Here is a 21401-nt window from a genome sequence, read left to right as displayed (position 1 = left end):
CGCTCCCACAGTTGATCGAGTCGTGGCAGATAAGCCCGCTCCCACAGGGGACGGCGTTCCTGCATTTCTTTTGGGCAAAAAAAAACGGTGCACCGACCAAGCGCACCGTAAAGCCGTAAAACACGCAACTACGTGTCGGGTGAAGCGATCAGTCCAGCAGCGCCAGGGCCTCGGCGGTGCACTCCTGAATGCGGGCCCAGTCGCCGTTCTTGATCCACTCCGGATCCAGCATCCAGCTACCGCCCACGCACATGACGTTTTTCAGCGCCATGTAGCTCTTGATGTTGGCCGGGCCTACGCCACCGGTCGGGCAGAACTTAACTTCGCCGAACGGGCCGCCCAGGGCCTTGATGGCCGCGACGCCGCCGCTGACTTCTGCCGGAAACAGCTTGAAGCGGCGATAGCCCAGGCCATAGCCTTCCATGATGCCCGAGGCATTGCTGATCCCCGGCAACAGTGGAATCGGGCTGTCGACGCTGGCTTCCAGCAAGTCGCGGGTGATGCCCGGCGTGACGATGAACTGCGAACCGGCAGCTTCCGCTGCGGCCAGCATCTGACGATCGAGCACGGTACCGGCACCGGTCACCAGTTCCGGACGCTGCTCGCGCAGGATCTGGATGGCCTTGAGGCCGAACTGCGAACGCAGGGTCACTTCCAGGGCGGTCAGGCCACCGGCGGCGAGGGCGTCGGCCAGCGGCAGCACGTCCTGTTCGCGGGCGATGGTGATCACCGGCAGGATCCGCGCCTTGGCGCAGAGGCTGTCAATCAGGGCTACTTTATCCGCCATGGAAACGGTCGGGGATGGGTTTGTCATAGCGGCTGTTCCTTGGCTCATGGGCACCAGTAAATCTCTAACGTGGGTTGCAGAAAAGCGCGAATCGGCAATGCGGCGACATCGTCACCGGCCAGTGCGGTATCGAGGGTGGTCAGCTTGGACTGACCGGAAATCGACAGAATTTTGTGTTTGGCCGACGCCAGCAGCGCACGACTCATGGTCAGGCGCTGATGCGGCACGGTCGGTGCCAGCATCGGGTAGCAGCGACGGGTGCCGTCGGCCTTCAGGGCCTCGGCCAGGTTCGGGCTGTTGGGGAACAGCGACGCGGTGTGGCCGTCATCGCCCATGCCGAGTACCAGCACGTCGATCACCGGCAATTCGGAAAGCAATCGGTCAGCCTGATCGGCCGCCTGCTCCAGGTTGGCGCTGGCGCTGTACAGGCTCAGGAACTGCGCCTTGGCTGCCGGGCCTTGCAACAGATATTTCTTAAGCAGGCCGGCATTGCTGTCGGCATGTTCGACCGGCACCCAGCGCTCGTCAGCCAGGCTGACCACCACGTTCGACCAGTCCAGCGCCTGCTTGGCCAGGTGCTGGAAAAATGCCACCGGGCTGCGGCCACCGGACACCACCAGCGTCGCGGTGCCCTGGGCGTCGATGGCGTCGCTCAATTGTCTGGCCACCTTCAGCGCCAGGCTTTCGGCCAGGAGCACCGGGCTCTTGAACGCATGGGCGCTGACACCCTGGGGCAGTTTCAAATCAGATATCGCCATACCACGACCTCCCGTCCCGCGTGATCAGAGCAATGGAGCTCATCGGCCCCCAGGACCCGGCCGCGTACGGCTTGGGCGCATCACCGGATTTTTTCCACCCGGCGATCAACTGGTCACACCACTTCCACGCGGCTTCGATTTCATCTTTACGGACAAACAGGTTCTGATTGCCGCGCATCACTTCCAGCAACAACCGTTCGTAGGCATCGGGAATCCGTGCGCTGCTCCAGGTGTCGGAAAAATTCAGCTGCAACGGACCGCTGCGCAGCTGCATGCCTTTGTCCAGGCCTTGATCCTTGGTCATCACGCGCAAGGAAATGCCTTCGTCCGGTTGCAGGCGGATAATCAGCTTGTTGCTGATTTGCAGGCGCTGCTCGGGGGCGAAGATGTAGTGCGACGGTTCCTTGAAGTGGATGACGATCTGCGACAGCTTCTGCGGCATGCGCTTGCCGGTACGCAGGTAAAACGGCACGCCGGCCCAGCGCCAGTTGCGGATGTCGGCGCGCAGGGCGACGAAGGTCTCGGTGTCGCTCTGGGTGTTGGAATTCGGTTCTTCCAGGTAGCCCGGCACTGCCTTGCCTTCGCTGTAGCCGGCGATGTACTGGCCGCGCACCACCTGGGTGGTCAGGCCTTCCGGACTGATCGGCGCCAGCGCCTTGAGGACTTTGACCTTCTCGTCGCGAATGCTGTCGGCGGACAGGTCGGCTGGCGGGTCCATGGCGATCAGGCAGAGCAGTTGCAGCAGGTGATTCTGGATCATGTCCCGCAGCTGGCCAGCCTTGTCGAAGTAACCCCAGCGGCCTTCGATGCCGACCTTCTCGGCCACGGTGATTTCCACGTGGGAGATGTAGTTCTGGTTCCACTGGGTTTCGAACAGGCTGTTGGCGAAACGCAGGGCGATCAGGTTCTGTACCGTTTCCTTGCCCAGGTAGTGGTCGATGCGGTACGTGCGGTTCTCCGGGAAGAACTGCGCCACGGCATCGTTGACCTTGCGCGAGGACTCAAGGTCCGAACCGATGGGTTTTTCCAGCACCACACGGGTGTTTTCCGCCAGGCCGACCTTGGCCAGGTTCTCGCAGATCGCACCGTACACCGCGGCCGGCGTGGCGAAATAGGCAATCATCCGTTGTGCGCTACCGGCCTGTTCGGCCAGGGCCACATAGTCTTCGGACTTGAGGAAATCGACGTGCAGGTACGTCAGGCGTGCGAGAAAACGCTCGACCACGGCTTCGTCCAGCTCTTTGGCCCCGACGTAGCGGCGCAGCTCGGACGCGATGAACGCCAGGTGTTCCTGTTCGCTGCCAGGCTCACGGGCCAACGCGATGATGCGCGTGTCCTCGTGCAACAGGCCGGCGCCGTCGAGTTGATAAAGGGCGGGAAACAGCTTGCGCAGGGCCAGATCGCCCAGGGCGCCGAACAAGGCGAAGGTGCACGGTTCAACCGTAATCGAAAGCATGATGTTTGTTCTTTTATCAAGTTAAGCTACAAATACCTTTTTTCAAGGCATCACTCAAGGGAAAATGTAGTAATAACCACAACATTTTCGCAAAATACAGATTCCGTGTGGTGGTCGGTCAGAGCCATCAGTAGGATAGGCCACCGTTACGGGCCCCACCAAAGGCCCTTTTTGCATTAGCCGCGCGCTTATCGGCGCAGGTGAATCAAGGATACTTATATGGACCGCGTGCGAAATTTACTGGAGCAGATCCAGAATCGCCTTGAAGAGCTGAACAAGGCCGAACGCAAAGTCGCCGAGGTGATCCTGCTTAACCCGCAGCAGGCCACCCGGTTCAGCATCGCCGCCCTCGCCCAGGCCGCTTCGGTCAGTGAACCGACGGTCAACCGTTTCTGCCGTTCGTTCGGCGTCAGCGGCTACCCCGAACTCAAGCTGCAACTGGCCCAGAGCCTGGCCAGCGGCGCGGCCTATGTCAGCCGTGCAGTGGAAGCCGACGACAATCCGGAAGCCTACACCAAGAAGATTTTTGGCAGTGCCATCGCCTCCCTGGACAGCGCCTTGCAAGCCCTGGACCCGAGCCTGATCAGCCGCGCCGTCGACCTGTTGATCCAGGCCCGGCAGATCCACTTCTTCGGCCTCGGCGCCTCGGCCCCGGTGGCGCTGGATGCGCAGCACAAGTTCTTCCGTTTCAACCTGGCCGTGACCGCCCATGCCGACGTGCTGATGCAGCGCATGATTGCTTCGGTGGCGCACACGGGTGAGTTGTTCGTGATCATTTCCTACACCGGCCGCACCCGCGAACTGGTGGAAGTGGCGCGCATCGCCCGTGAAAACGGTGCTTCGGTGCTCGGCTTGACCGCCGAGAACTCGCCGCTGGCCAAGGCCAGCACCTTGAGCCTGAACATCCCGCTGCCGGAAGACACCGACATCTACATGCCGATGACGTCGCGGATCATCCAGCTGACCGTGCTGGACGTGCTCGCCACCGGCATGACCTTGCGCCGGGGCGTGGATTTCCAGCCGCATTTGCGCAAGATCAAGGAAAGCTTGAATGCCAGCCGGTATCCGGTGGGTGACGAGTTCAACTGATCCGGTATTTTCATTGCCCGGCCCGGCCTCTTCGCGAGCAAGCCCGCTCCCACAGTTGACCGCATTCCAACTGAAGGAATCCGGTCAACTGTGGGAGCGGGCTTGCTCGCGAAGGGGCCAGCCGCGACACCACAAATCTTGAGCTAAACGCCCACCCGCGCCTGCAAACTCAAATGCGCCCGCTCCCCAGGCTTGAGGCACAGGCTGTCAGTGCCGCCGCTCGCCGCTTCCACGCAAACGAACTCCGATATCTCATTCCAGCTCACCCCCAGCAACGGTCGCGAGCCCGGATGCCAGACCACCGTATCCGCCGACTCGCCGGTGTCGATGCACAACGCCCGCTGCCAGGCGTGGTCGTTGAGTTGCAATTCGCCGTCATGCTGGAACACCCGCTGACAGCCGCCATCGACCCGCAAGTCGCCTTCCTGCTGGCAAACCTGGCGGTTCAACTGGTCGTAACCCTGCGCGCCGTCGAGCCCAGACAGCGCTACCTCACCGACATCACCAATACGCCAGTAGGCGTGCAAAGCCTGGCTCAACTGGCAAGGCAGGCTGTCGTGATGCTCGGTGCCCAGGCGCAGGTCCATGCGTTCACCGAGGTGCGCATGCAGGTCCACCTGCCAATCGCACAGCTCAAGCCGCCAGTGCAGTCGCACACCTTCCTCATCGCTGCTGCTGTCGATCAGTTTCCAGTCCAGCAAGCGCGCCCAGCCATGGGACGGCCAGGCATTTTCGCTGGGATGACGGCCATACCACGGCCAGCACACTGGCACGCCGCCGCGAATGGCCCCGACCTGTGGCCACCTCGCCGCACACCACAGCCAGGGTTTTTGCCCCGTGGGCTGAAAGTGCAGCAACTGCGCGCCCTGACGACTGAACACCGCCTGACACAGCGGATGATCGATCACCAACACGTCGCGCTTCTGATAGCGCTCCCACGCAAACACCGGTCGTTCGCGCAAGGATTTGAAGAAGCGTTGTAGCGGATGCTCAAGCATGTGCCACGGTCCTGAAAATCATCTTTACCGGGGTGCGCCGCCCCAAAAAAAAGCGGACAGCCTTGGCTGTCCGCAAAATGCGCACATAGAGAGGAGCTTATCGCAACAGCGTCAGAACACCGACTGAATTTTCAGGCCGGCGACCAGTGCGTTGTCGACTTCATCCACACCGCCCGGGTGCGTGATGTATTGCAGGTTGGGACGCACGGTCAGCCAGTTGGTCACGTGGAAGCCGTAGTTGAGTTCGTAGTTGTACTCAGTGGTGCGCAGTGGCGAGAACAACGGATCGTTGTAGTCGGTGACGTTGTTGGAAGCGTTCACCAGCTCGGCGTTTTTCTTCACGTCATCGTTGACATGGATACGGGCGAAACCGATACCCACGTCATCTTTCGGACGCGCATCGAACGGGCCCTTGTACACAAACATCAGCGACTGGTAGTTGTCGACGAAGTTGGTGTCCTTGTCGTGGAAGGTGGCGTTGGCGGCGATGTTCAGGCCGCGGGACGAATCGCCGTTGTGGCTGGTCAGCTGCTGTTGCGCCACGAACCAGTAGCCGTGCTTGCTGCTGTGGCTGCGATAGGCATTGCCGCTGGTGGCCGCATCGTTGCCGTTGTCGTCTTCGCGCACGTCATCGGCGCTGGCGGTGCTTTTGTAGTAACCGACACGGTATTCGCCCGGCAGGTTGCCCGGGTTAGGCAGCCAGACCAGTTCGACCGGCAGGACGGTGCCTTCGGTCCCACTGCCGCTGAGCTTGAAGCCGTTGCCGTGCTCCAGTTGCGTCGGGTTCTGGTTGTACGCGCCGATCTGCGCATACCACTCCGGCGAGAAGTTGTACTTCACGCGAATCGCGGCCTGGCTGATCGGCCAGTTGTACCAGATGTTGGTCGCCCAGTTACCCACCTGGGAGCCGCAGAAGGCCAGGTTCTGGAATTCGCAGGGGAAGGAGTTGAAGTCTTCGCCTTCGCCGAAGTAACCGGCCTTCACGTCCAGCTTGCCATCGAAGAACTGGTGCTTGATCCACAACTGGGTCAGACGGACCATGTGGCCGCGACCGTAGACTTCCTGGGAGGAACTCAAGGTGCCGGCACGCGGGTCGCCAACACGGTCGTTGGAGATGTTTTCACCATTACGGTTGGTCAGCTGGATCTTGGCCTGCGTGTTGTCCCAGCCCAGCAGTTTTTGCAGGTCCAGTGCCGCGCCGAGGCCAAACTGGTCGGCGTAACGCGCGGTCTTGTCGTTGTTGAAGCCGCCGTGGAGGTTGCCACCGACTTCCCCCACGTAGTCCATCTTGATGTCGATACCCTGCTCGATCAGCCTGGTCCGCTCACCACCCCAATCCCCGGTCATCCATTCTGAATCGGCGCTAAACGCGTCAGCCGCGTGCACGCTACCGGCCAGCATCATGGCCGCTACGGCCGATAACTGGCAGATAAGCTGAGCGCTGTTGTTCTTCTTCATCCCTACATCCTCGTCTTATTGTTATTAACTTTTTTGTTTAACGCGGTTACAGCGGTTGCGGCGGATGACAGGCCATCCGTCACGGATCCCCCTTATGGGTGATGCCCCCTGTGGGAGCGAGCCTGCTCGCGAAAGCGGTGTGTCAGACGACATCTGTATTGAATGTCAGACCGTATTCGCGAGCAGGCTCGCTCCCACATTGATCACCCACGTTTCTTGATCTTCAGCGGCCCTTGAATTGAGCGACGTTGGCAGCGTGGCTCTCGGTTTTCGGCAGGCCGGCAGCCCCCAGGCGTTCGCCGGTCTTGGCATCGAACAGCAGCACTTTGGCCGGATCGAATTGCAGGGTCAGGGTCTCGCCCACCGCTGGCGCCACGTCCGGCGAAAGGCGGCAGCAGACCTTGGTGTCGTTGAGGTTGACGAAGACCAGGGTGTCGGGCCCGGTCGGCTCGGTGACCTGGACTTCGGCGCGAATGGTCGGCAAACCGTTCGCCTCGCCGTTGGCCAGGACGATCTGTTCCGGACGCATGCCGAGGATCACTTCGCGGTCTTCGAGACCGGCGTCCTGCATGCCCAGCGGCAATTCGCAACGCGCCTGGCCGCTGTCGAGCAACGCCAGCAAACGACCGTCCTTGCGCTGCAGGCGCAGCGGGATGAAGTTCATCGGCGGCGAGCCGATGAAGCTCGCCACGAACAGGTTGGCCGGGTTGTTGTAGATGTCTTTGGGCGTACCGAATTGCTGGATGATCCCGTCCTTCATCACCGCCACCTTGTCGCCCAGGGTCATGGCTTCGATCTGGTCGTGGGTCACGTAGACCGTGGTGGTTTTCAGGCGCTGGTGCATCAGTTTCATTTCGGTGCGCATCTCGACCCGCAGCTTGGCGTCGAGGTTGGACAGCGGTTCGTCGAACAGGTAAATCTTCGGCCGCCGCGCCAGCGCACGCCCCATCGCCACCCGCTGTTGCTGGCCACCGGAGAGCTGGCCGGGTTTGCGATTGAGCAGGTGTTCGATCTGCAACAGCTTGGCGACGCGAGCGACTTCTTCGTCGATTTCCGCGGTCGGCATTTTGCGAATCTTCAGGCCGAAGGCGATGTTGTCACGCACGCTCATGGTCGGATACAGCGCGTAGGACTGGAACACCATGGCGATGTCACGGTCCTTGGGGCTCATGCCGCTGATGTCGGCGTCGTCCACCAGGATCGCGCCGCCGCTGATGGTTTCAAGGCCGGCGATGCAGTTCATCAAGGTGGATTTGCCGCAGCCGGACGGGCCGACCAGGATCAGGAATTCCCCGTCATCGATCTTCAGTTCGATGTTCTTCAGGGTGTCCGGCAAACCGGCGCCGTAGGTCTTGTTGACGTTGCGTAATTCGAGAGTTGCCATGTTTCTACCCCTTGACCGCGCCGGACGTCAGCCCACGCAGGAAATACTTGCCAGCGAATATGTAGACCAGCAGTGTCGGCAGCCCGGCGATCATCGCGGCGGCCATATCAACGTTGTATTCCTTGGCCCCGGTGCTGGTGTTGACCAGGTTGTTCAGGGCCACGGTGATAGGCTGGGCATCGCCGCTGGCGAACACCACGCCGAACAGGAAGTCGTTCCAGATCTGGGTGAACTGCCAGATCAGGCAGACCATCACGATCGGGATCGACATCGGCAGCAGGATCTTCCAGAAGATCGTGAAGAAGCCCGCGCCATCGAGCCGCGCCGCCTTGACCAGCGCGTCCGGAATGCTCACGTAGTAGTTGCGGAAGAACAGCGTGGTGAACGCCAGGCCGTAGACCACGTGCACCAGCACCAGGCCGGTGGTGGTGTTGGCCAGGCCGAACTTGCCGAGGGTGAACGAGGCCGGCAGCAGCACCGTCTGGAACGGCAGGAAGCAGCCGAACAGCAGCAGGCCGAAGAACAGTTGCGAACCGCGGAAGCGCCACATCGACAGCACGTAGCCGTTCATCGCACCAATAAACGTAGAAATCAGTACCGCTGGCACGGTGATTTTCACCGAGTTCCAGAAATAGCCGCCGACCACGTCCCAGGCCTTGATCCAGCCGATGCCGTCGATCACGGTCGGCCAGCTCAGCAAGTTGCCGGTGCGGATGTCTTCCGGGGATTTGAAGCTGGTCAGCAGCATCACGATCAGCGGGATCAGGTACACCGCCGCGGCCAGCAACAAGGTGGCGTAGATGGCGATGCGGCTGAAACTCAAGGACGGTTTGCCGAGTTGATTAGTCATGGCGTTTGCCTCGCAGCTCGGAGTACAGGTACGGCACGAGGATGGTCAGCACGGCGCCGAGCATCAGCATGGCGCTGGCCGAACCGATGCCCATCTGGCCACGGCTGAAGGTGAAGGAATACATGAACATCGCCGGCAGGTCGGACGAGTAGCCAGGACCGCCGGCGGTCATCGCCGCCACCAGGTCGAAGCTCTTGATCGCGATGTGCGCCAGGATCATGAAGGCGCTGAAGAACACCGGGCGCAGGCTCGGCAATACGATCTTCAGGTAGATGGTCGGCAGGCTCGCGCCGTCGACTTGCGCGGCGCGGATGATCGACTGATCGACCCCGCGAAGGCCCGCCAGGAACATCGCCATCACGAACCCGGAGGCCTGCCACACGGCGGCGATCACCAGGCAATACACCACGCGATCCTGATCCACCAGCCAGTCGAGACGGAAGCCTTCCCAGCCCCAGTCACGCAGCATCTTGTCCAGGCCCAGGCCCGGGTTGAGCAGCCATTTCCACGCGGTACCGGTGACGATCATCGACAGCGCCATCGGGTACAGGTAGATGGTGCGGATGAAGCCTTCCTTGCGGATGCGCTGGTCCAGCAGCACGGCGAGGAACACCCCCAGCACCAGGCTGATACCGATGAACATGCCGCCGAACAGCGCCAGGTTCTTGCTCGCGACCCACCAGCGGTCGTTGTCCATCAGGCGCATGTATTGCTGCAGGCCGACCCACTTGTAGCTCGGCATGAAGCTGGAATTGGTAAAGGACAGAACGAACGTCCAGATGATGTAACCGTAGAAGCCAACCAACACGATCAGCATGCTCGGCGCCAGTACCAACTTGGGTAACCAGCGTTGCAGCGCATCGAACGGTGAGGCTTTGCTGAAAACCGCCACAGAGCTCATCGGGATAATCCAGGTTTAGATGTAAGGATCGGAGTGCGATCCCTCGTAGGAGCTGCCGCAGGCTGCGATCTTTTGATTTTGTTTTTTACAATCAAGATCGAAAGATCGCAGCCTGCGGCAGCTCCTACAGGGGCTCACTCGGTGTCAGGGGTTACTGGGCCGCTTTGACCGCCGACGCCAGTTGGGCGCTGGCCTTGGCCGGGTCGGCGTCCTTGTCGTTCATGAAGTTGGTGACCACGTCGAAGATCGCGCCTTGCACGGCCAGGGAGGTGGCCATGTTGTGCGCCATGCTCGGTTGCAGGCCGCCGGTCTTGTCGTCCGCCAGGAAGTCCTTGGCGGCGGTCTGGGCGCAGGAATCGAAGCCCAGCTTGTCCATCTCGTTCAACATGTCGGTCCGTACCGGGATGGAACCCTTGTTGATGCTGAAGACTTTCTGGAAGTCGGTGCCCAGCGCGACCTTGGCCAGATCTTGTTGCGCGGCGATGTCACCCTTGCGATCAGCCTTGAGCTTGAACACGGCCAGGGAGTCGATGTTGTAGGTGAAAGACTTGTCGGTGCCCGGGAACGCTACGCACTGATAGTCCTTGCCGGCGACTTTCTTGGCGGCGGTCCACTCACTCTTGGCCCAGTCGCCCATCATCTGCATGCCGGCCTTGCCGTTGATGACGTCGGCGGCCGCGATGTTCCAGTCACGACCGGCGCGGTTCGGGTCCATGTAGGTGGTGATTTTCTTCAGCTCGGTGAAGGCCTTGGTCATCTCGGCGCCGGACAGGGTTTTCTGGTCCAGGTCCACCAGGGCTTTCTTGTAACCGTCGGCGCCCATGACCGAGAGCACTACGTCTTCGAACACGGTGCTGTCCTGCCAAGGCTGGCCACCGTGGGCGAGCGCGATGAAGCCTGCGGCCTTGAGCTTGTCGCCAGCGGCGTAGAATTCTTCGAGGGTGGTCGGGGCCTTGTCGATCCCGGCTTTCTTGAACACTTCCGGGTTGATCCACAGCCAGTTGACGCGGTGGATGTTCACCGGCACAGCGACGTAATCGCCTTCGTATTTAACGGTGTCGGAGACTTTCTTCGACAGCAGGCCATCCCAGTTTTCCGCCTTGGCGACCGATTTCAGGGTGTCGGTGCTGAGCAGGCCAGTACTGCCCCACTCCTGAATGTCCGGGCCCTTGATCTGGGCAACGCCTGGCGGGTTGCCGGCGACGGCGCGGCTCTTGAGAACGGTCATGGCCGTGGAACCGCCACCACCGGCGACTGCGCCGTCCTTCCAGGTGAAGCCGTCTTTTTCGACTTGCGCCTTGAGGACATCGACTGCTGCCTTCTCGCCACCGGACGTCCACCAGTGAACGACTTCCACCGAACCTTTGGAATCATCGGCAAGGGCGCTGAGCGGGAACGCGGAAAAGGGAACCAGGGAGGCGAGAGAAATGACAGTAGCGAGGCGAGAAATCGCATTCATCTAGGAGTACCTTTCTTGTTGTTATGCATTGCAAGTCTGGTGCTTGCGCTGCACGGATTTTAAACAGGACGCACCCCCTCGCAGGTAACGAAGGGACGCGCGAATGTCACCACATGGTTACACAGGACTGCTCTGGGACAACTGTCCCAGCGCAGTGGCCATGCTCGGCGCCAGGGGCAGGCGCGGGATCAGCAGGGCTTGCCAGGCGTGGTACAGGTCGGGTTTGCCGGCCCAGATATCGGCACTCGGGCGGTTCAGCGGGTCGAGTTCGTGGTGCCAGCTGCCATCACAGCGGTCGATGAAATGGCGCTCGCAAAATTCCCAGAACAGTCGGTACCAGCGCTCGTATTGCTCATCGCCCGTGCGCTTGAGCAAGGCACTGGCGGCGGCGCTGGCTTCGCAATGGGTCCAGTGCAGGCGATGGCGAACCACTGCGCGATTATCCCAGTCGAGGGTGTAGACAATGCCCGGTGCGCCATCGACGTCCCAGCCATGCAGGCAGTTTTGCTCGAAGAGCTTTTCCGCATCGGTGGCCAGCCAGCCCGGCGTGAGCATCCCGGCCCGGACCCGCGCCGATTCAAGGTGCAACAACAGCCGCGCCCATTCGAAGCCGTGACCCGGCGTGGTGCCATAGGGGCGGAAACCATCAGCGGGATTGTCGTGGTTGTACTCACGCAGCGGCTGCCAGTCGCGATCGAAATGTTCGACCACCAGATACGCGTTGGCGGCGGCGTGACCATGAATGACACGCTCGACGATGCGCTGGGCGCGGCACAGCCAACGATTGTCATCGGTGACATCCGCCAGGGCGAGGAAGGCTTCGGTGGCGTGCATGTTGCTGTTGGCGCCCCGGTAGGCCTCCTCCTCGCTCCAGTCGCGGTTGAAGGATTCGCGCATGGCGCCCTCCTCTTCGCTCCAGAAATACGTGTCGATGATGTCGATGGCATCGTCGAGCAAGGCTTGCGCGCCGGGGCGTTGCGCGACCACCGCGGAACTGGCGGCCAGGGCCACGAAGGCATGCAGGTAGGCGTTCTTGCCGCTGTTGCCGTCACGCTGTCCGGCGACGGCGAACCAGCCGCCATGCAGCGCATCGCGCAGCGGCCCGCGCAAGGCCTGGATGCCGTGGTCCACCAGCCCGGCAAACCCCGGCAAGCCCTGAATATGGGCCATGGCGAAGCTGTGGGTCATGCGCGCGGTGTTCATGGTTTCGGCTTGGGCATCGGCCGGCAAGTGGCCTCGCTCGTCGAGGTTGCCGAAGCCCTCAGGCAGCTTCGAAGCCTTGGCGAACGCCAGCAGGCGCAGGCCTTCGGCGGCGAGCCATTGCTGATGGGCAGGTGCGTTCAGCCAGCTGCTGAAGGCGGGTTGGAAGGTGTGCATGGAGGGCCTTTTTTGTTGTTATGACTGAGGCGCAGTCTAAACAACGGGCCGGGACGGGCTTGTAACGAAGGGGGCGAGTTATGTCACCGACCTGTGACAATTGCCTCCAGGAATGTGGTGAGGTCTGACGCCTTCGCGAGCAAGCCCGCTCCCACAGTGGTTTTGCTTCGAACACAAATCCAATGTGGGAGCGGGCTTGCTCGCGAAGAACGATAACGCGGTTTAACTAATCGACACTGCGGGGCAACTGCAAGGTCACCCGCAACCCGCCTTCACGCAAATTCTGCAAACTCACTTCCCCGCCATGGCTATGGGCAATGTTGCGGGCGATTCCCAGCCCCAGCCCATACCCCTGCTGTTGCCCGGCCAGGCGAAAGTGCGGTTCGAACACCTGCTCCATCCTTTGCTCGGGAACCCCCGGCCCTTCGTCGTCGACGTGCAGCACAAACGCACTTTCATCGTCATCGATGTGCAGATGCGCGTTCTGGCCGTACTTCAGCGCGTTGTCGATCAGGTTGCCGATGCAGCGCTTGAGCGCCAGCGGTTTGCCCGGATACGCCGCCAGCGCCCGCCCCTGCTGGGTCACGCGGCCATTGCCATTGGGCGCCAGGTAGGGTTCCACCAGACAGTCGAGCACGTGATTGAGGTCCACCGGCTCGATGTTTTCATGGATATCGGTGTCCTTCACGCATTGCAGTGCGCCTTTGACCAGCAACTCCAGCTCGTCCAGATCGCGGCCGAACTTGGCTTGCAGGGTTTCGTCTTCGAGCAGTTCGACCCGCAACCGCAACCGGGTGATCGGTGTGCGCAGGTCGTGGGAAATCGCGCTGAACAATTGGCTGCGTTCGGTCAGGTAGCGGCTGATGCGCTCGCGCATGGTGTTGAAGGCACGGCCGACTTCGACCACTTCACTACCGCCGCCCTCGGCCACCGGCTCGACGTCGGCCCCCAGCGACAGGTCCCGCGCCGCCCGCGCCAGGCGCTTGAGCGGCCGGCTCTGCCAGTGCACCAGCAGGCCGATGAACAACAGCAAAAAGCCGCTGGTGAGTACGATGAACCACACCTGCTGCGCCGGCAGGCCTTGTTCTTCAAGACTGGTGTAGGGCTCGGGCAGCAACGAGGCGATGTACAGCCATTCGCCGGGCGCCATCTGGATCTGCGTCACCAGCACCGGCGGGTTCACCGGCTCCAGGGTCAGCGCGTAGTGCGCCCAGGAGCGCGGCAACTCATCGAGTTTCAGGCCGCCATTGAAGATCCGCAGGTCTTCCGGGCTGACAAAAGTCACCGAGATATCGGTGTCCTGGCCCAGCGACTGACGCAGAACTTCGTCCACCGCCTTGATCACGGCAGCCTTGCGCGGGGTGATCGGCAGCACTTCCATGCCCAGGGGCTTGTCGTTGAGCGTGACCACGAACCGCGTGCCGCCCATGCTGCGCAACTGATCGAGCACCAACGGCCGAAAGGCCACCGGCAACGAGCGGAAGTAACTGACACTGGCGGTCATCGAATGGGCGAGGCTGCGGGCACTGGTGACTAGGCCTGCCAGTTGAGTGGCACGCAACTGCGAGACCCAGATCACGCTCGACAATGTCTGGGCGAACAACACCGCCAGCAGGGTCAGCAGCAACATGCGCCCCAGCAGCGAGCGCGGTACCGGCATCCGCCGGGCCAGCTTGCGCAGGGGCTCAGTGACCATTGCTGGCAATCACATTGGCCGCCAGTTGGTAGCCGCTGCCGCGCACGGTACGAATCAGCCGTGGCGGTTTTTCCGTGTCGCGCAGGCGCTGGCGCAGGCGACTGACCGCCATGTCGACGATGCGGTCGAGGGGCATCAGTTCACGGCCACGGGTGGCGTTGCCGATGGTGTCGCGGTCGAGGATTTGCTGGGGGTGATCGAGGAACAGCTTCAACAGGGCGAAGTCGGCGCCGGACAGAATCACCTCTTCGCCATCGATGTGGAACAGGCGGTGGCTGACCATGTCCAGCCGCCAGTCATCGAAGGCCAGCACTTCACTGCCGGAGCGCTCCTGGCCGAACTGGGCCCGGCGCAACAAAGCCTTGATGCGCGCCTGCAATTCACGCGGGCTGAACGGTTTGCCCAGGTAATCGTCGGCGCCCAGCTCCAGGCCGATAACCCGGTCGGCCTCGTCGGAACTGGCGGTGAGCATGATGATCGGCACCTGCGCCCGCTTGGGGTGCTGGCGTATCCAGCGGCACAGACTGAAACCGTCCTCGTCCGGCAGCATCACGTCGAGGATCACCAGGTCGCTGGGTTCATCGTTCAGTGCCTGGCGAAAACCGGCGCCATCGGGGGTGGTACGGACCTGGAAACCGGCGCGGGTCAGGTAGGTGTCCAGCAACTCGCGTATCTCTTGATCGTCATCGACCAACAAAATCGACCTGGCTGAGCTCACGGGGCGGCGTCCTTGTTGTTTGAATTGGGGCGGATTATGCCTTAAGCACCATTTTTACAAACACCACAAACCACTGTAGGAGTGAGCCTGCTCGCGATTGCGGTTTTGCATTCAACATTTCTGTTGACTGACACACCGTCATCGCGAGCAGGCTCACTCCTACATTTTGATCGCATTTCACGCGGGGATTGATTGTTCCAGCGCCACACCCGCTCCAACCAGCCCCGAATACGGCGCGGTCACCAGCCACACCGGTATCCCCTTGAAGTAATCGCTCATGCAACCCTTGTCGGCAAAGCATCGGGCGAAGCCGCTGTCGAGGAAGAAATCGGCGAAGCGCGGGATCACGCCGCCGACGATGTAGACGCCACCGCGCCCACCGGTGGTCAGCACGTTGTTGCCGGCCACGCGACCGAGCCAGCAGCAGAATTGTTCGAGCACTTCCAGGGCAATCGGATCGCCCGCCAAGCCGGCGGCGGTGATGGCTTCCGGGGTATCGAGTACGGGTTCGTGTCCATCGACCGCACAGATCGCCCGATAGACACGCGGCAAACCGCCGCCGCTCAACGCGGTTTCGGCGCTGACATGGCCGATCTCATTGAAGATGTGCTGCCACAGTTGAGTCTCACGCGGGCTGCTCAGCGGCAAATCGACGTGACCGCCCTCACCCGGCAACGCGGCAAAACGCCCTTCGCCGAGATTGAGCAAGGTGCCGACGCCCAATCCGGTGCCGGGGCCGATCACCACCGCCGGGCGCAACGGCTCCGGCGTGCCTTCGCAGACCACGCGGAATTCGCCCGGCTGCAAACGGGTCATGCCCAGGGCCATCGCCGAGAAGTCGTTGACCAGCAACAGTTGCTCGACCTGCAAGGTCTGACAGAAGCCCTTGCGACTGAGGCGCCAGTGGTTGTTGGTGAACTTGAACTCATCACCGCTCACGGGACCGGCCACCGACAGGCACACCGAACCGATCGAACCCGGCGCCAGGCCCAGCCCGCTCAGGTAGAGGCTGATCGCCTCTTCCGGGCTGGCATGGTCGGCCGTCGCCAGCACCTGGACCGATTCCAGCTGCTGGTTTTTCCACAACGCGAACCGTGCGTTGGTCCCACCGATGTCACCGACCAAAGCCAGTTTCAATTAAGCGTCTCCAGGGCAGAAGTAAAGGCGCTGGCGCCCTGCTCCGCCGAGCTGAAGGCCATGCGCATGAAACCGAACAGCTCGCGACCGGTGCCGATGTTGTTACCCAACAGGCCCTTGGCCGGCGTGCGCGCTGCGAATTCCTCGGCGTCCACCTTGATCTCCAAAGTGCCTTTGACGCCATCGACGCGGATGATATCGCCCTCTTGCACCCGCGCCAAAGCGCCACCCACATAAGCTTCGGGGCTGACGTGAATGGCCGCCGGGATTTTCCCCGACGCGCCGGACATGCGCCCGTCGGTCACCAGGGCGACTTTGAAGCCGCGATCCTGCAGCACGCCGAGGAACGGCGTCATTTTGTGCAGCTCCGGCATGCCGTTGGAGCGCGGGCCCTGGAAGCGCATCACCGCGACAAAATCTTTTTCCAGCAAACCGGCCTTGAACGCATCGGCCAGGTCCTGCTGATCCTGGAACACCATGGCCGGTGCTTCGACGATCTGGTTTTCCAGGGCAACGGCCGAGACCTTCATCACCCCGCGACCGAGGTTGCCTTCCATCACCCGCAAGCCGCCCTCTGGCGAAAACGCGCGGGCGACCGGGCGCAGGATGGTTTCGTCGAGGCTTTCAGTTACGCCTTCGCGCCAGACCAGCTCGCCATTGTCGAGGAACGGCTCCTGGGTGTAGCGGCTCAGGCCGTGACCCAGCACGGTGTTGACGTTTTCGTGGAGCAACCCGGCTTCCAGCAGTTCGCGGATCAGGAACGACATGCCGCCCGCCGCCTGGAAGTGGTTGATGTCGGCTTTGCCGTTCGGGTAGACGTGGCTCAGGGTCGGCACCACCTCGGAGAGGTCGGCCATGTCCTGCCAGGTCAACTGAATACCCGCCGCCATGGCGATGGCCGGCATGTGCAGGGTGTGGTTGGTCGAGCCGCCGGTGGCGTTGAGCGCGACGATTGAGTTGACGATCGAACGCTCGTCGACGATTTCGCCGATCGGCATGAAGTTGCCATTCTGCTTGGTCAGTCGTGTCACCTGATGCGCCGCTTCGCGGGTCAGGGCATCGCGCAACGGCGTGTTCGGGTTGACGAAGGAGGCGCCCGGCAAGTGCAGGCCCATGACTTCCATCAGCAACTGGTTGGTATTGGCGGTGCCGTAGAAGGTGCAGGTGCCCGGGCTGTGGTAGGAGTTCATTTCCGACTCCAGCAGCTCTTCGCGGCTGGCCTTGCCTTCGGCATAGCGCTGGCGCACATCGGCTTTCTGCTTGTTGGAAATGCCCGACACCATCGGCCCGCCCGGCACGAAGATCATCGGCAGGTGACCGAAGCGCAACGCCCCCATCATCAGGCCCGGCACGATCTTGTCGCAGATGCCGAGCATCAACGCGCCATCGAACATGTTGTGGGACAGCGCCACGGCAGTGGACAGCGCGATCACTTCGCGGCTCGGCAGGCTCAGCTCCATGCCCGGCTCGCCCTGGGTCACGCCATCGCACATGGCCGGCGTGCCACCGGCGAACTGGCCGACGGAGCCGATTTCACGCAGGGCCTTTTTGATCAGCTCCGGGAAGACTTCGTACGGCTGGTGCGCCGAGAGCATGTCGTTATATGACGAAACAATCGCAATGTTGGCGGAGTTCATCATCCGCAGGCTGTTCTTGTCATCGCTGCCGCAACCGGCCACGCCATGGGCGAAGTTGGCGCATTGCAGCTTGCCGCGCATCGGACCGTCGCTGGCCGCACCGCGAATCAGTGCAAGGTAAGCCTCACGCGTGGCGCGACTGCGGGCGATAAGCCGTTCGGTGACCTCAAGGACGCGGGGATGCATGTGTAGAACTCCAGGCTAACGGATGTGGCGACCTGATTGTCTATGCTGATCACAAGCCGATGTCGATGGGATGACAGACGGCTTTGTTGACCATTTGGACCAGTTGATTCAGGTCACTCGTTGTAGATTGAACAAAATATTGCCATTAAAAAGGCTTGTTTTCTATTTTTTTGCGAATAATCTTGTAATTCCAACAACAAAACGACGGCGGCGCTGATAAATGACTCTTCGAATAGCAATCAATGGTTTTGGCCGCATTGGCCGTAACGTCCTTCGCGCACTCTATACCCAAGGCTATCGTCAGGATTTGCAGATCGTCGCCATCAATGACCTGGGCGACAGCGCGATCAATGCGCACTTGCTCAAGTACGACACTGTTCACGGCACGTTCGACGCCGATGTCCAGCACGATCAGGAAAGCCTGACCGTCAACGGCGACCGTATCGCGGTCAGCGCCATTCGCAACCCGGCCGACCTGCCCTGGGCTGCGGAAAAGATTGATGTGGTATTCGAATGCACCGGTCTGTTCACCGACCGCGCCAAAGCCGCCGCGCATATTACGGCCGGCGCCCGCAAAGTGATCATCTCGGCCCCGGCCAAGGGCGCCGACGCCACCGTGGTGTATGGCGTCAACCACGACATTCTGCGCCAGTCGCACCAGATTATTTCCAACGCCTCGTGCACCACCAACTGCCTGGCCCCGGTGGCCCAGGTGCTGCACCGCGAGCTGGGCATCGAAAGCGGCCTGATGACCACCATCCACGCCTACACCAACGACCAGAACCTGACCGACGTCTATCACACCGACCCGTACCGCGCCCGTTCCGCCACCCAGAACATGATCCCGAGCAAGACCGGCGCCGCTGAAGCCGTCGGCCTGGTGCTGCCGGAACTGGCGGGCAAACTGACCGGCATGGCGGTGCGCGTGCCGGTGATCAACGTGTCGCTGGTGGACCTGACCGTACAGCTCAAGCGCGAAGCGTCGGCCGATGAAGTCAACGAACTGCTCAAGCAGGCCAGCCTGCACTCCAGGATCCTCGGCTACAACACCCTGCCGCTGGTCTCCAGCGACTTCAATCACAACCCGCTGTCGTCGATCTTCGACGCCAACCACACCAAATCCAGCGGCAAGCTGCTCAAGGTGCTGGCCTGGTACGACAACGAATGGGGCTTCTCCAACCGCATGCTCGATAACTGCCTGGCGCTGTGTAACGCTGAATAAGCCCCCCCTACCTGTAGGAGCGAGCCCTGCTCGCGATGGTCGTCAACGATAACGCAGGGAACCTGATGCCCCGCGGTGTCTGACAGCTCATCGCGAGCAGGGCTCGCTCCTACAAGGTGCGTGCCATTTCCGGAGCGTCATCGATGATCGGAATTACCTTCACCCAAAAAACCATGGCCGCGCGCAAGCGCATCGCCCTGGTCGCCCATGACCACTGCAAAGTGTTTTTGCTGGACTGGGCCGAGCGGCAGAAAGACCGGCTCGCGCAACATGAACTGGTGGCCACCGGCACCACGGGGTTGTTATTGCAACAACGTCTCGACTTGCCCGTGGAGAGCATGATCAGCGGCCCGCTGGGCGGCGACCAACAGCTCGGTGCGCGCATCGCCGAGCAACGGGTCGACATGCTGGTGTTCTTCTGGGACCCGTTCGAACCGCAGCCACACGACCCGGACATCAAGGCGTTGCTGCGGGTCGCGGCGGTCTGGAACATTCCGGTGGCGTGCAATGAATGCAGCGCCGACTACCTGCTCAGCAGCCCGCTGATGGACCAGGCGCATGCGCACCGGATCCCGGATTACGCGACGTACCTGCAGGGCCGTGCGTAAACCTTCACAAATCAATACTTGACCACTCGAGTGGATGATAAGCATTATCATTCGCTCGAAATGGATCAGGTCCTCCCGTGAGTCAATCGCGCTTCAACGACGTTTTCATCACCCAGCGCCTCTCTCTGCTGCGCACGCTGGAGCGGATGGTCAACAATCACAGCACCGCCGAAGACCTCCTGCAGGAGACCTACCTGCGCGTCACCCGTGCGCTCGGCGAGCGGACCATCGATCACCTCGAACCCTTTGTTTTCCAGACCGCCCGCAACCTGGCGCTGGACCATTTGCGCGCGCGGCGCATCCACTCGCGCACCATGGTCGACGACGTGCCGCTGGATGTGGTGGAAAGCGTCGCCGCCCCCGCCAGCAGTGCCGAGGATGCCGCCCATGCCGAACAATTGCTTGAACGCCTGAACGTGCGCCTCAGTCAACTCAGCGCCCGCCAGCAACAGATTTTCATCCTCAGCCGCCTGCACGGGCACAGCTATCTGGAGATCGCGGAAAAGCTCGGCGTCTCGCTCAGCACCGTGCAGAAAGAGCTGAAGCTGATCATGAGCATTTGCGTTGGGGTCGCCGACCGGCTGAACGGCCACTGAGTCGCCCACGGCTCGACGGCTTTGTTCATCAGGACTACCCTTGCCCCTCTTTTGCGCTTCACTAAAAAAACAGCCGTGCACAGACACGCCGAGGAAACACCGTGACGGACACCCACCGCTCCCCTTCGCCCTCACCGGCGCAGGCTACTGCAGACGCGATGGACCAGGCCCTGGACTGGCTGATCGTGCTGGACAGCCCGAGCGAAGAACAGACTCGCCAGTTCCACCAATGGCTCGCGGCCGACCCGGCGCATGCCGAAGCGTTTGCCAGGGCCCAAGCGATCTGGAACGGTCCGCAAGTCACGCAGTGCGCGCAGAGCCTGGCGTCGAAGCCAGCCAAGGTCACGGTGCTGTCGCGCCTGCGCCCGCACTGGAAGCCTTTGGCCACCGCCGCCGTGCTGATCCTCGGCCTGTTCAGTTTCAGCAATCTGCCCATGCGCTTGCAGGCCGATCACCTGACCGTGGTCGGTGAACGCCAGCGCCTGCAACTGGAGGACGGTTCGAAAGTCCTGCTCAACACCAACTCGGCATTTTCCAGCACCATCAATGACCAGCAGCGCGTGGCTCGCCTGTATCAGGGCGAAGCGTTTTTCGAGGTGCAGCCTCACCACGGCCAAGCGCTGGAGATTGATGCCGGCCCCGTCACCGCCAGCGTTCGCGATACGGCATTCGCCGTGCGTTACCTGGATGGCGTGGCCCAGGTTCGGGTGCAACGCGGGGATGTCGACCTGCGCGCCACCCGCGACGACGCGCGGGTTCGCCTGACCGCCGGGGAAAGCATCCGCATCGGCCCCAACGGTTTCGACCGCCCGGCCAGGCTCGATGCCGCCACCGACCTGGCCTGGGTGCAGGGTCGGCTGGTGTTCGAGAACTGCCCGCTGAGCCAGGTGCTGGCGGAGCTTGGCCGTTACTATCCGGGCTGGATCATCAACAACAACGAGCAGCTGGCGGATGTGGCCGTTACCGGCAATTACCGTCTCGACCAGCCGCTGGACGTGGTCCGCTCGCTGGCCCACATCACTTCGGCACGGCTCAAGGAATTCCCGGCGCTGGTCATCATTAACTGAATGAGAATTATTTTTAC

19 protein-coding genes are annotated in these 21401 nt (G+C 61.8%); 5 read left to right on the top strand and 14 right to left on the bottom strand.

Translation table 11 applies throughout. The annotated features are described in order from the left end of the window. Positions 1 to 148 precede the first annotated feature (148 nt). Genes F8N66_RS23225 through zwf form a run of 3 tightly spaced genes read right to left on the bottom strand, consistent with a single transcriptional unit; the run spans position 149 to position 3001 of the window. Entirely contained in the window at positions 149 to 814 is a 666-nt protein-coding gene (locus tag F8N66_RS23225) for a bifunctional 4-hydroxy-2-oxoglutarate aldolase/2-dehydro-3-deoxy-phosphogluconate aldolase (protein ID WP_150772393.1), read from the bottom strand. A gap of 17 nt (positions 815 to 831) precedes the next feature. Continuing rightward, complete coding sequence (gene pgl / locus F8N66_RS23220) at positions 832 to 1545, bottom strand: 6-phosphogluconolactonase (protein ID WP_150772392.1); 714 nt, start codon at positions 1543 to 1545, stop codon at positions 832 to 834. Then, entirely contained in the window at positions 1532 to 3001 is a 1470-nt protein-coding gene (gene zwf, locus F8N66_RS23215) for a glucose-6-phosphate dehydrogenase (protein WP_150772391.1), read from the bottom strand. Before zwf ends, pgl begins: the two co-directional genes overlap by 14 nt. Positions 3002 to 3229: 228 nt before the next feature. On the opposite strand from zwf, the gene F8N66_RS23210 reads away from it, so the two are divergent. Further along, complete coding sequence (locus tag F8N66_RS23210) at positions 3230 to 4090, top strand: MurR/RpiR family transcriptional regulator (protein WP_191623047.1); 861 nt, start codon at positions 3230 to 3232, stop codon at positions 4088 to 4090. A 143-nt stretch (positions 4091 to 4233) separates the two neighbouring features. Here the strand turns inward: F8N66_RS23210 and F8N66_RS23205 are convergent, their stop codons facing one another. From F8N66_RS23205 to edd, 11 genes are all read right to left on the bottom strand, one after another. Then, positions 4234 to 5088 carry a D-hexose-6-phosphate mutarotase gene (locus F8N66_RS23205; protein ID WP_150772389.1) on the bottom strand — a complete coding sequence of 285 codons (855 nt, stop codon included), beginning with the start codon at positions 5086 to 5088 and terminating at the stop codon, positions 4234 to 4236. 111 nt (positions 5089 to 5199) lie between these two features. After that, on the bottom strand, positions 5200 to 6546 hold the full coding sequence (locus tag F8N66_RS23200) for a carbohydrate porin (RefSeq protein WP_150772388.1): 1347 nt from the start codon (positions 6544 to 6546) through the stop codon (positions 5200 to 5202). Between the two features lie 223 nt (positions 6547 to 6769). Further along, positions 6770 to 7930, bottom strand: coding sequence for an ABC transporter ATP-binding protein (locus tag F8N66_RS23195; protein WP_150772387.1), 1161 nt, complete (start codon positions 7928 to 7930; stop codon positions 6770 to 6772). Between the two features lie 4 nt (positions 7931 to 7934). After that, entirely contained in the window at positions 7935 to 8780 is an 846-nt protein-coding gene (locus F8N66_RS23190; RefSeq protein ID WP_150772386.1) for a carbohydrate ABC transporter permease, read from the bottom strand. After that, a complete protein-coding gene (locus F8N66_RS23185) occupies positions 8773 to 9681 on the bottom strand; it encodes a carbohydrate ABC transporter permease (RefSeq protein WP_150772385.1) in 909 nt (302 codons plus the stop codon). Before F8N66_RS23185 ends, F8N66_RS23190 begins: the two co-directional genes overlap by 8 nt. 151 nt (positions 9682 to 9832) lie before the next feature. Continuing rightward, on the bottom strand, positions 9833 to 11140 hold the full coding sequence (locus F8N66_RS23175) for an ABC transporter substrate-binding protein (protein WP_150772384.1): 1308 nt from the start codon (positions 11138 to 11140) through the stop codon (positions 9833 to 9835). Between the two features lie 117 nt (positions 11141 to 11257). Further along, entirely contained in the window at positions 11258 to 12517 is a 1260-nt protein-coding gene (locus F8N66_RS23170) for an AGE family epimerase/isomerase (protein WP_150772383.1), read from the bottom strand. Between the two features lie 226 nt (positions 12518 to 12743). Next, positions 12744 to 14213 carry an ATP-binding protein gene (locus F8N66_RS23165; protein WP_150772382.1) on the bottom strand — a complete coding sequence of 490 codons (1470 nt, stop codon included), beginning with the start codon at positions 14211 to 14213 and terminating at the stop codon, positions 12744 to 12746. After that, positions 14203 to 14931, bottom strand: a complete 729-nt coding sequence (locus F8N66_RS23160; RefSeq protein ID WP_150772381.1) for a response regulator — start codon at positions 14929 to 14931, stop codon at positions 14203 to 14205. The genes F8N66_RS23165 and F8N66_RS23160 overlap by 11 nt, the downstream gene beginning before the upstream one ends. 177 nt (positions 14932 to 15108) lie before the next feature. Then, positions 15109 to 16068: a glucokinase gene (locus tag F8N66_RS23155; RefSeq protein ID WP_150772380.1), complete on the bottom strand. Its 960-nt coding sequence runs from the start codon at positions 16066 to 16068 to the stop codon at positions 15109 to 15111. Next, positions 16065 to 17891 carry a phosphogluconate dehydratase gene (edd, locus tag F8N66_RS23150; RefSeq protein ID WP_150772379.1) on the bottom strand — a complete coding sequence of 609 codons (1827 nt, stop codon included), beginning with the start codon at positions 17889 to 17891 and terminating at the stop codon, positions 16065 to 16067. The genes F8N66_RS23155 and edd overlap by 4 nt, the downstream gene beginning before the upstream one ends. Positions 17892 to 18111: 220 nt before the next feature. On the opposite strand from edd, the gene gap reads away from it, so the two are divergent. The 4 genes from gap (at position 18112) to F8N66_RS23130 (ending at position 21384) form a co-directional block, all read left to right on the top strand. Beyond that, the gene (gene gap, locus F8N66_RS23145; protein WP_150772378.1) at positions 18112 to 19113 is read left to right on the top strand and encodes a type I glyceraldehyde-3-phosphate dehydrogenase; all 1002 of its coding nucleotides are present in this window, start codon (positions 18112 to 18114) and stop codon (positions 19111 to 19113) included. A 143-nt stretch (positions 19114 to 19256) separates the two neighbouring features. After that, a complete protein-coding gene (locus F8N66_RS23140; protein WP_150772377.1) occupies positions 19257 to 19721 on the top strand; it encodes a methylglyoxal synthase in 465 nt (154 codons plus the stop codon). A 77-nt stretch (positions 19722 to 19798) separates the two neighbouring features. Then, a complete protein-coding gene (locus tag F8N66_RS23135; protein ID WP_150772376.1) occupies positions 19799 to 20317 on the top strand; it encodes an RNA polymerase sigma factor in 519 nt (172 codons plus the stop codon). A gap of 101 nt (positions 20318 to 20418) precedes the next feature. Continuing rightward, a complete protein-coding gene (locus F8N66_RS23130; protein WP_150772375.1) occupies positions 20419 to 21384 on the top strand; it encodes a FecR family protein in 966 nt (321 codons plus the stop codon). The last annotated feature ends 17 nt before the right edge of the window (positions 21385 to 21401 follow it).

The organism is Pseudomonas fluorescens (genome assembly GCF_902498195.1).
Classification (GTDB): domain Bacteria; phylum Pseudomonadota; class Gammaproteobacteria; order Pseudomonadales; family Pseudomonadaceae; genus Aquipseudomonas; species Aquipseudomonas fluorescens_BU.
The sequence above is the reverse complement of the archived record's forward strand: the minus strand, read 5'-3'. Positions and strand labels throughout refer to the sequence as shown.